The following is an 8,925-nucleotide window of genomic DNA, read 5'->3' as shown; positions in this document are numbered from 1 at the left end:
GCAGTTAATATCATAAAGAAAAACTGTATGATTGGGAAGTGGTTTTTTCTACTTCCCATTTTTTTATTTATTTTTTGCCAACTAAAATTTTACACTAACTTTAAAGTTTTTATAGGAGGCTAAAAGCTATGGATAAATGTACACGCGAAGTTCGCAAACAAAGCTGGAAAAACATCATCACGCAGTGTATGCAAAGACCGGAAGGAATGACTGCCAAGCAATGGCTTGATGCAAATGGCATCAGTGAGTAGTCTTACTATTGCTGGCTCACATTCTTAACAAGGAACATTTTTAATTACAATGATACTATTTTTGTAATTAATAACATGAGTTGTAGTACTTTGTTTAACTGTATCACATTTGCAAAGTTTACACATATCTTTACTCCTATTTAATCTTTTAGTTTTGTTACCACTCTTTTATGTTATCAAGATACATATAACTTCTTTCATATTTTTCTTTAATAAATTTTAATCTTTTATTCTGTTTTACTTCATCAATATTATTAATATTTACTATTTTTAACAAAAGTAATAAATCTTTTTTATCTGTTTTTCTGAGAACCAAACCACCATCAACGCAAACTGTCAGCCACTGCCAAACGCAAGAATTCCATCAAGGAGGAGATCCTCAAAATCTATAATGATTCAAAGCAAAAGACTTTGACTTTAGCAGTGAATTCCATAACATACTTAAAGAACAATTCAATCCCGAACGGCCAAATGCTGTCTGGTGTACTGACATTACATACGTATGGACCAATGACGGCTTTGTGTATCTTAACTGTGTAATGAATCTGTTTGCCAGAAAGATAATTGCATGGACTCTTGTCGACACAATGGAAGTTTCCACTGTAATAAAAACAATTGAAAAAGCCAATGCAATACGTAACACCGATTTACCTTTAATAATACACACTGACCGCGGAAGCCAGTATGTGTCTCAGGCATGGCGTGAAGCCACCAAAAACATGCAACGCAGTTATTCACATAAAGGTTATCCTTATGACAATGCCTGCATTGAACTCAGTGCCAGTTCTTTTTTTACATAAATATGCTTTAATATATCTGTCAAAAAATAAACAATAATTGCTATTTAATATGTTAGAAATTATAATATAAATAAGGAAAAAACGCAGCAAATATACCCAAAATTGAAAGGAAGGAACATATGAAAAAAACTTTGAAAACACTAATGCTAATTGGAGCAATAGCATTAGGAATGAATTTTGCGGGGGTAAAAGCCCAGGCAGTAGAAGAAACAACGGTTGTGGCAACTACGGTGACAGAGGAAACAACTACAGCACCGGAAACCACTACAAAGGTGGAAGAACCAACTACGAAGCAGCCTACTATTGAAAAAACAACAACGAAACCTAACGTGGACACAAAAGGAACAAAAGTTAAAAAAGGTGGCTATGTTAAGAAATCAGTTTATGCATATAATTTAAAGTTGGAGAAAGTAACAAAGGTCAAAAAAGGAGTCCGCTACTATGTTTATAAGAAATGCAATAGCGGATATTCAATGTTAAAAGTTGGAAATAAGAAGCTATTAGTAAAATCAAAATATGTTGTCTACAAATGTAATGCTAAAAAAATAGTAAATACATTAGATAAGAAATATTCCTATGCAAACATGAAATCTGACCTTAAGAAATTAAAAGAAGCCTACGGCTCAATATTGAAAGTTGAAGTTGCAGGAAAAAGTTTAGATAAGAGAAATTTGTATTACGTTACTTTAGGTAAGGAAACGGCTAAGAAGACTGTTTATGTAGAAACGTCAATACATGCAAGAGAGTATATGAATACTAAATTTATGATGAAAGTCATTGAAGAGTATTGTAGAGGATATGATACCAAAAAATATCAGGGAAAGAATTACAGTACAATTTTTAACAAGGTAAAATTAGTAATTATGCCAATGGTAAATCCGGATGGTGTAACAATTAGTCAATATGGACCTAAGAAAATAAGAGATATTAATTTACGTCAGAACCTTTACAAAATAGCAAAAGGAGCTAGTTTTAAAGAATGGAAGACAAATGCAAGAGGCGTGGATATCAATAGAAATTTTGCAGAAGGCTTTGGAAGAGAAAGTGCAAAAGCACCTGGTCAAAAGCTATATGCAGGAAAGAAAGCTGTATCTGAACCTGAGACAAAGGCACAGATAGCCGTAGTTAAAAAAGTAAAACCTAATGTAGTAATTTGTTATCATCAGGCTGGAGAAGTTATGTATCACCGTAAAAACACAAAACTTAGCAATATGTTGTATTCCATGACAAAATATACTCACGTAATAAGTGAGCCAACAGCTTATGGAACATTCAGCGATTATTTAGATGCCAGAAATATTTTAAATTGCACATTAGAAACTGGTAAAGTACCGGCGCCTGTAAAAAATAGTGAATTTAAGAAAATATATAAATTAAACAGATATGTATTAGTAGCAGTTGCAAAAATGTATTCATAAAATCAAGTGAATACAGTATTTTAACAGTGAGAAAAGGTGGTCACATATGAATAAAAATACGATTAAAAAGATAATTGCATCAGGACTAATTATAGCAATAATAGCTGCAGGAACAAAAATTGCTGATAAAAGTTCGCAAGTGACAGGAACAAATTCCATAAACACCATTGTTGGGGCAGAAGAGATTACTAGATCAGCTACAGATTTTGAAAAGGAAAGACCCACAATAACATCCGTTATAAATAATAAAAACAGCACAACTATAAAATGGAACAAAATAGAAGGTGCTAAGGGATATGATATTTATAGAGACGGAAAAAAAATTTGTCAGGTAAAAAAATCAATACAGTATACTGATAAGAAAGCAAATAAGAATGGAAGCTTGTACACTTTTAAGGTTGTGGCATACAAAACAGCAAAAGGTAGGAGATACGAGAGCAAACCTTCTTTAGAAGTTAAAAACTATTTCCTTAAAGGAAGCAGCATTAACATATTATCAGGAAAATCTGGAAATAATCAGATTTCATGGCGCAAAAACAGTAAAGCAAACGGATATGAAATTCAATATTCAACAAAAGAAAATTTTACAAAGGGTAAAACTATAAACGTACAAAACAAAAATTCTGCAAAGCTTAGTAAATTAAAGAAGAAAAATTACTACGTGAGAGTCAGGGGATATGTGAAGAAAGGAAAAAACAAATATTATTCAGTTTGGAGCACCTGCGCCGAAATAATTGCATGGAATTCTAAATGGGAATTTGCAGGTTATTCCAAAATACATACAGACGCAGCAACATTATATTTTTCAACAGCATCTAAACTTAAGCAGAAAACAGTTTGCGTAAATGCCGGTCATGGAACAAAAGGTGGCGAAAGTGTTAAGACATACTGTCATCCTGACAAAAGTGCAAAGGTGACAGGTGGAAGTACAGCTCAGGGAGCTGTAAAAGCTACTTCAATTAACGGTGGAACTACTTTAAGTGACGGAACATCGGAGGCAAAGGCAACACTTAAACTGGCAAAGGTTGTGAAAAAGAAACTTTTAAAAGCAGGCTATAATGTTTTGATGGTAAGAGAAAGTGAAGATTCACAGATAGACAACATAGGAAGAACGGTATACGCAAACAACAATGCAGATTACCACATTGCCCTACATTATGATTCTTCATCAGCAAATAAAGGCGCATTTTATATTAGCGTTCCAAATAACAAGTCTTACAGAAACATGTATCCGGTTTCAAAGAATTGGAAAAAACATAATAAATTAGGACAAAATCTTATTTGGGGAATGAAAAATGCCGGTGTAAAAATTTATGGAAATGGAGCTATGGCAATTGACTTAACACAAACATCTTATTCAACAATAGCATCTGTTGATTTAGAAGTTGGGGATAAACGAAGTAATCATTCAGGTAAGGCATTAAATAAGATTGCCAATGGAATTGTGAAGGGCATGAATAAGTAGGTAAATAGCTAATTAACTCGGAACAACCCAAGTCGGAGATAACCGAATAAAATTAAAGGCTTGACTTTGCCTATAGGGCAAGGTTTACTATTTACACATAGATAGTTACAACTTCTTAAAAAATCGGCAATTACACTGATACAGAAAAATTTGTGTTGAAATTGAACGAATTTAGAGGCATAACAATATAAAACTGCAAATAATTGTTCACTGTGTGGAACAGCAATCTTTACAATTTGCCCTGATTGGGGTAGACGTATTTCAGTAAAAGATAAATATCGCAATGGTTGTGGCAGGAAAAATGAGAATGTTACGGGTGAAAATTAAATAAAAATTAAATAAACTTAAATAACTTTCTCCCAATGCAATATTTTTCAAAATGCCAACGTTTCATAATTAAATTAAAGAGAAAGGAGAGTAACGATTATGAGAAATTTTAAGAAAAAGTTATTAGTTGGTTCATTAATTATTACGATGGCATTAGGAGGTGTATGTCAGGGAACACCAGTTGGTGCTTATGTAAACTATTCCAGTGACACATCTTTTAATAGTGCAGGTGGAAAGAATTTGACAATACATTATGGAACTAAAACAAAATTAGGCAAGTACACCATATCCACTGGAAAGAATAAAGATAACAAACGTTGCATTTATTCAAAAAAAGCAGGTAAGAAAAAAGAATGTTTGGGCAGAGTGGTAAATGGAAATCAATACTTTACTTACAAAAAAAGTGTTTTTTTCTTGGGAAAACAACATGGAACATACAAATATGTTCCAGGTAAGAAGGTTGAGAGAGTAAAGGCAATAAAAAAAATCACTTACATAGCGGGAATTTATGGGAAGAAGAATTTGATTATTCGTAGTAAGAATGTTTTGAAGGCTTATAATGTTGCAACAGGTAAAATGAAAGTCCTTACAGATAAGTTCCCAAAGAATGTTTATAATTTTGGCATTTATGGAGATTACGCATACTGCGAAAAGTATGTTAAACATCAGGAAAAATTATATGCGTATAATATGAAAAAAGATAAAATGATGTTAACAAGATTGCCAGTAGGAATGTTTATTAAAAACATAAAGATGAATAACAATATATTATATTTTACAGGTAATCAAACTACTGTAAAAAACGAGAATAGAGAAATAGCAACATATACATCAGATGATTATAGAATTTTCAAGTGGGATTTGAAGAATGAACCTGAAGAAATGATAAGTAATGCACAAATTATTAATTTCGATGGTGATAATATGTATTATTTCAATTATAAAGCAGACGAAGAAAATAAGATTCAGGCAAAGACAATCCATGAGTACAACATGAAAACCAAAGCTGTGAAAGTAATTAAAACCCCAGAAGAAGTAGATGTTGAATATGCAAGCAAAATTATCAAAAAAGGAAATGTTTTAAAAATCTACATTGCGGGTGAACATTATGATGAAAGTAGAATTTATTCTATAAAAGATGATGGAACCGGTTTTAAATTAGTTAGAACAGAAGAAAAGAAATAACTAATAATAAAGGAAATAAACTTAAGCGTTTACAATGAAAAAAGAAAAGTCGGTAGAATAAAAAGTGCTTACAAGGATAAAGAAATAGAATAAAAGGTGGTCAAAGATAAAAAATAAAAAGTAATAAAATAAAAGAGAAGAAGGATAAAACAAAACCTCAGTTGATAAAAAAGTCAACTGAGGTTTTAATGTATGCGCATTTACGTAAAAAGAAAATGTTGCTAAATAGGCACGCGCTGGTTGCGTAGAATGTGGCAAGTGACATTCCAGATTCTTTTAAAAGAATTTGGAAATTAACCCATTTACAATAATGAATATAATCGTAATAGGGAGAATCCATTTACAGTAAAAACGAATTTGTTTTGGAACTTTCAAACCTGAGCCTGAATTAACTTCCTTAATATAATTATCCCATCCCCAACCATATCTGCTTGTGCAGAATAGAGTGTAAATAAGTGAGCCAATTGGAAGGATTAAATTACTTATTAAAAAGTCTTCTAAATCCATAACATTTGTATTTTTTCCAAAAGGCATGAATCCTGACCAAACGTTAAAACCAAGAACGCAAGGGATGGAAGTAACAGTTATAATAATTGCATTTATAATTGCAGTTTTCTTACGTGACCATTTCCAAAGATCCATACATGATGACATAATGTTTTCAAAAACGGCAATTACAGTTGAAAATGCTGCGAAAGCCATGAAAATAAAGAAGCAACTTCCCCAGATACGACCACCCGGCATCTTTGCAAAAATATTTGGCAAAGTAACAAATATAAGTTTTGGTCCCTGATCAGGGCTAACACCAAATGCAAAGCATGTTGGGAAAATAATCAAGCCTGACACAATGGCAACAAATGTATCTAATGCAACAATGTTAATTGATTCTCCAAGTAGTGAACGGTCTTTTCCAAGATAGCTGCCAAAAATTGTCATAGAGCCCATGCCAATACTAAGTGTGAAAAATGCCTGATTCATTGCAGCTACTATAACATTAATAAGGCCAACCTTTTTAATTTGTTCAAAGTCAGGTACCAGATAAAAATACAAGCCCTTGCCGGCACCTTCAAGAAAAATACTGTTAATTGCCAAAACAACCATAATCACCAAAAGGGCAATCATCATTACTTTGGAAATTTTTTCAACTCCGTTTTGTAATCCAAGTGAACAAACTAGGAAACCTACAATAATAACAAGAGTTGTCCAAAATATCATTTCCGAAGGAATGGCATTCATATTTGAAAAATGATTTTGAACAGCATTAGTGTCTGCGTTTACAAAGTCACCTTTTGCTGTATCAAAAAAGTATCGTAGCATCCAACCGGAAACTGTTGTGTAGAACATCATAAGAATATAGTTACCTGCCATTCCGCTGTAACCATGCAGATGCCAATACTGACCTTTTTTCTCAAGAGTCTTAAAAGCTCTTGAAATACTTTGCTGACTACCACGACCAACTGAAAACTCCATTGTTAAAATAGGAAGCCCTAAAATAACAAGGAATAAGATGTAAAATAATACAAAACATCCACCGCCATTATTTCCAACAACATAAGGAAAACGCCATACATTTCCAATACCTATGGCACAGCCGGCAGAAATAAGAATGAATCCAAGTCTGGATTTAAATTTTTCTCTTTCCATATACAATCTCAATTCTATTTTTATTACATCATTCCAAAGTCAACTAAAATTAAAAAAATTATTTTACAATGGATATGCTGCAAACAACATCTTAAAGAAATAAGAAGAATTTGTCAATTTAACGTGTTAGTGTTGTAAAGCAGTAAGGTTGATACACATTTTGCACCAATGCAAGTACCTAAATTGATTTACATTTAATAGGAATAACAGTGCAGGTTATTTTAGTTGTTTTTGGAATTGTATTAACAATTTATGGAATATATGAGATTATATATTCTGGAAGGAATCACTTTGATAGTAATAAATTATATCAATCAATAGAGGAGCAGAATTTAATGAAAGAACATCCACATTCAATTGTATTAATTAAAGATACATTTAATCAACATACTAATAGATATCTTTTATATTATGATTCAAGATGGAATTGCAAACTATTTTTAAATTATTCGACTATAACTTCTGGAATAAAAGAAGATGAGGCAAATATTAGTAAGCACTTGCAAATGGAATTGAAAGTCGCAGATTACGATATTAAAGGTGCTTATGAATTTGAAAAAGTGCATGAAAAATTTTCAATAAGTTCGCAGGAAAATAAATGTTATAGACATCGTTTCTATAAATATGTAATAAGTAATTTTTCTGAAAATTTGAAGAGAGATTGCTTCGAAATAGATGGCAAAAAATTCTATTGGATGTCAATTGCAGAGATGGAATGTGATTCAAGAATAATGGAAGTCAATAGTGATATTGTTAATATGGTAAAACAGCAGGATATAAAATAAGTGAAAACCTCTACACCTTAAAAGTGTGGAGGTTTTCTATTGCAAGTGCCAAAATGTGAATTGCTAAAGATAAAAAAAATAAAATCAGGGTGTTAAACTGAATACGTCTAAAAAATAAACGTTCCACTAGGGATGCACATTTGCACGAAAGGAAAATGTTTCTAACGGGTACGTGCTTGGTGCAAAGAATGTCGTAAGCGACATTCTTTGCTATATGGAATAAACTTGGGTGGTGTGGTAAAATAAATAGCAAGGAAATTAATTTGTGAAAGGACAAAAAATGAGTAATACATTTATTGCACCGTGGGGCACATGTGGTTGGCAAGGTGACAATAGGAGAGAATGTAGGTATATGGTACAATACAGTTGTTCGCGGTGATATGGAAGAAATAATAATTGGTGACAATAGCAACATTCAGGATAATTCCATGGCTCTTGGAAGTCAGGCAAGAGTTGTTAGAAAACTTACAGAATCTGAGATTGAATCAAACAAGAAAAATGCAGAAGAGTATGTTAAGTTAATGAAAGCAAGTAAAGAGTTAAATTAATGCATACAAATAAGGAGCAAAATTTATGCAAATGACTACATTGTGTTACATAGAAAAAGATGATAAATATTTAATGTTACACAGAATCAAAAAGAAAAATGACATTAATGAAGGTAAGTGGATTGGAGTAGGAGGGCATGCTGAAGGAAGCGAGAGTCCGGAAGAATGTTTAAAAAGAGAAGTACAAGAAGAAACAGGATTAAAACTTTTGTCTTATAAGTTAAGAGGGTTAATAACTTTTGTAAGTAATCAATGTGAACCTGAAATGATGTGTTTATTCACGGCAGATAAGTTTGAGGGACAAATTACATCCTGCGATGAGGGCGATTTAATGTGGGTGCCTAAGAAAGATGTTTTGCAACTTCCAACTTGGGAAGGAGATGCTGTTTTCTTGAAATTACTACTTGATAATGAAGAAAAATTTTTTACATTGAAATTAATTTATGAAGATGAAAAGTTAGTTAAAAAAAATATTCAGTTTTATTAGAAAATCAGAAAATTG

General features: G+C 32.1%; 10 protein-coding genes. 8 read left to right on the top strand and 2 right to left on the bottom strand.

The window, feature by feature from the left end; translation table 11 throughout:
• Positions 1 to 128: 128 nt before the first annotated feature.
• On the top strand, positions 129 to 251 hold the full coding sequence (locus ACZM4J_RS08765; protein ID WP_412622538.1) for a hypothetical protein: 123 nt from the start codon (positions 129 to 131) through the stop codon (positions 249 to 251).
• A 24-nt stretch (positions 252 to 275) separates the two neighbouring features.
• Here the strand turns inward: ACZM4J_RS08765 and ACZM4J_RS08760 are convergent, their stop codons facing one another.
• Positions 276 to 377: a YgiT-type zinc finger protein gene (locus ACZM4J_RS08760; protein WP_412622537.1), complete on the bottom strand. Its 102-nt coding sequence runs from the start codon at positions 375 to 377 to the stop codon at positions 276 to 278.
• Positions 378 to 688: 311 nt separating this feature from the next.
• On the opposite strand from ACZM4J_RS08760, the gene ACZM4J_RS08755 reads away from it, so the two are divergent.
• The 4 genes from ACZM4J_RS08755 to ACZM4J_RS08740 all read left to right on the top strand — a co-directional run bounded on the left by ACZM4J_RS08755 (position 689) and on the right by ACZM4J_RS08740 (position 5,446).
• The gene (locus ACZM4J_RS08755) at positions 689 to 1,051 is read left to right on the top strand and encodes a DDE-type integrase/transposase/recombinase (RefSeq protein WP_428245279.1); all 363 of its coding nucleotides are present in this window, start codon (positions 689 to 691) and stop codon (positions 1,049 to 1,051) included.
• Positions 1,052 to 1,170: 119 nt separating this feature from the next.
• On the top strand, positions 1,171 to 2,469 hold the full coding sequence (locus tag ACZM4J_RS08750; RefSeq protein WP_022164954.1) for a M14 family metallopeptidase: 1,299 nt from the start codon (positions 1,171 to 1,173) through the stop codon (positions 2,467 to 2,469).
• 46 nt (positions 2,470 to 2,515) lie between these two features.
• Positions 2,516 to 3,934, top strand: coding sequence for an N-acetylmuramoyl-L-alanine amidase (locus tag ACZM4J_RS08745; RefSeq protein WP_022164953.1), 1,419 nt, complete (start codon positions 2,516 to 2,518; stop codon positions 3,932 to 3,934).
• Positions 3,935 to 4,360: 426 nt separating this feature from the next.
• Positions 4,361 to 5,446, top strand: coding sequence for a hypothetical protein (locus ACZM4J_RS08740; RefSeq protein WP_428244832.1), 1,086 nt, complete (start codon positions 4,361 to 4,363; stop codon positions 5,444 to 5,446).
• 276 nt (positions 5,447 to 5,722) lie between these two features.
• On the opposite strand, the gene ACZM4J_RS08735 is transcribed toward ACZM4J_RS08740, so the two are convergent.
• Entirely contained in the window at positions 5,723 to 7,090 is a 1,368-nt protein-coding gene (locus ACZM4J_RS08735; protein WP_412622527.1) for a sodium-dependent transporter, read from the bottom strand.
• A 335-nt stretch (positions 7,091 to 7,425) separates the two neighbouring features.
• On the opposite strand from ACZM4J_RS08735, the gene ACZM4J_RS08730 reads away from it, so the two are divergent.
• From ACZM4J_RS08730 to ACZM4J_RS08720, 3 genes are all read left to right on the top strand, one after another.
• A complete protein-coding gene (locus tag ACZM4J_RS08730; protein WP_428244831.1) occupies positions 7,426 to 7,875 on the top strand; it encodes a hypothetical protein in 450 nt (149 codons plus the stop codon).
• Positions 7,876 to 8,201: 326 nt separating this feature from the next.
• On the top strand, positions 8,202 to 8,423 hold the full coding sequence (locus tag ACZM4J_RS08725; protein WP_428244830.1) for a hypothetical protein: 222 nt from the start codon (positions 8,202 to 8,204) through the stop codon (positions 8,421 to 8,423).
• Positions 8,424 to 8,448: 25 nt separating this feature from the next.
• Entirely contained in the window at positions 8,449 to 8,910 is a 462-nt protein-coding gene (locus ACZM4J_RS08720; protein WP_022164946.1) for an NUDIX hydrolase, read from the top strand.
• Positions 8,911 to 8,925: the final 15 nt, after the last annotated feature.

The sequence above is a fragment of the Eubacterium sp. genome, assembly GCF_057858645.1.
This window is presented reverse-complemented; position numbering and strand designations above follow the sequence as displayed.

Bases quoted from the DNA above. Each gene is read 5' to 3' on its own strand.
- ACZM4J_RS08765 (WP_412622538.1), top strand. From the start codon at position 129: ATGGATAAATGTACACGCGAAGTTCGCAAACAAAGCTGGAAAAACATC.
- ACZM4J_RS08760 (WP_412622537.1), bottom strand. From the start codon at position 377: ATGTGTAAACTTTGCAAATGTGATACAGTTAAACAAAGTACTACAACT.
- ACZM4J_RS08750 (WP_022164954.1), top strand. From the start codon at position 1,171: ATGAAAAAAACTTTGAAAACACTAATGCTAATTGGAGCAATAGCATTA.
- ACZM4J_RS08745 (WP_022164953.1), top strand. From the start codon at position 2,516: ATGAATAAAAATACGATTAAAAAGATAATTGCATCAGGACTAATTATA.
- ACZM4J_RS08740 (WP_428244832.1), top strand. From the start codon at position 4,361: ATGAGAAATTTTAAGAAAAAGTTATTAGTTGGTTCATTAATTATTACG.
- ACZM4J_RS08735 (WP_412622527.1), bottom strand. From the start codon at position 7,090: ATGGAAAGAGAAAAATTTAAATCCAGACTTGGATTCATTCTTATTTCT.
- ACZM4J_RS08730 (WP_428244831.1), top strand. From the start codon at position 7,426: ATGAAAGAACATCCACATTCAATTGTATTAATTAAAGATACATTTAAT.
- ACZM4J_RS08720 (WP_022164946.1), top strand. From the start codon at position 8,449: ATGCAAATGACTACATTGTGTTACATAGAAAAAGATGATAAATATTTA.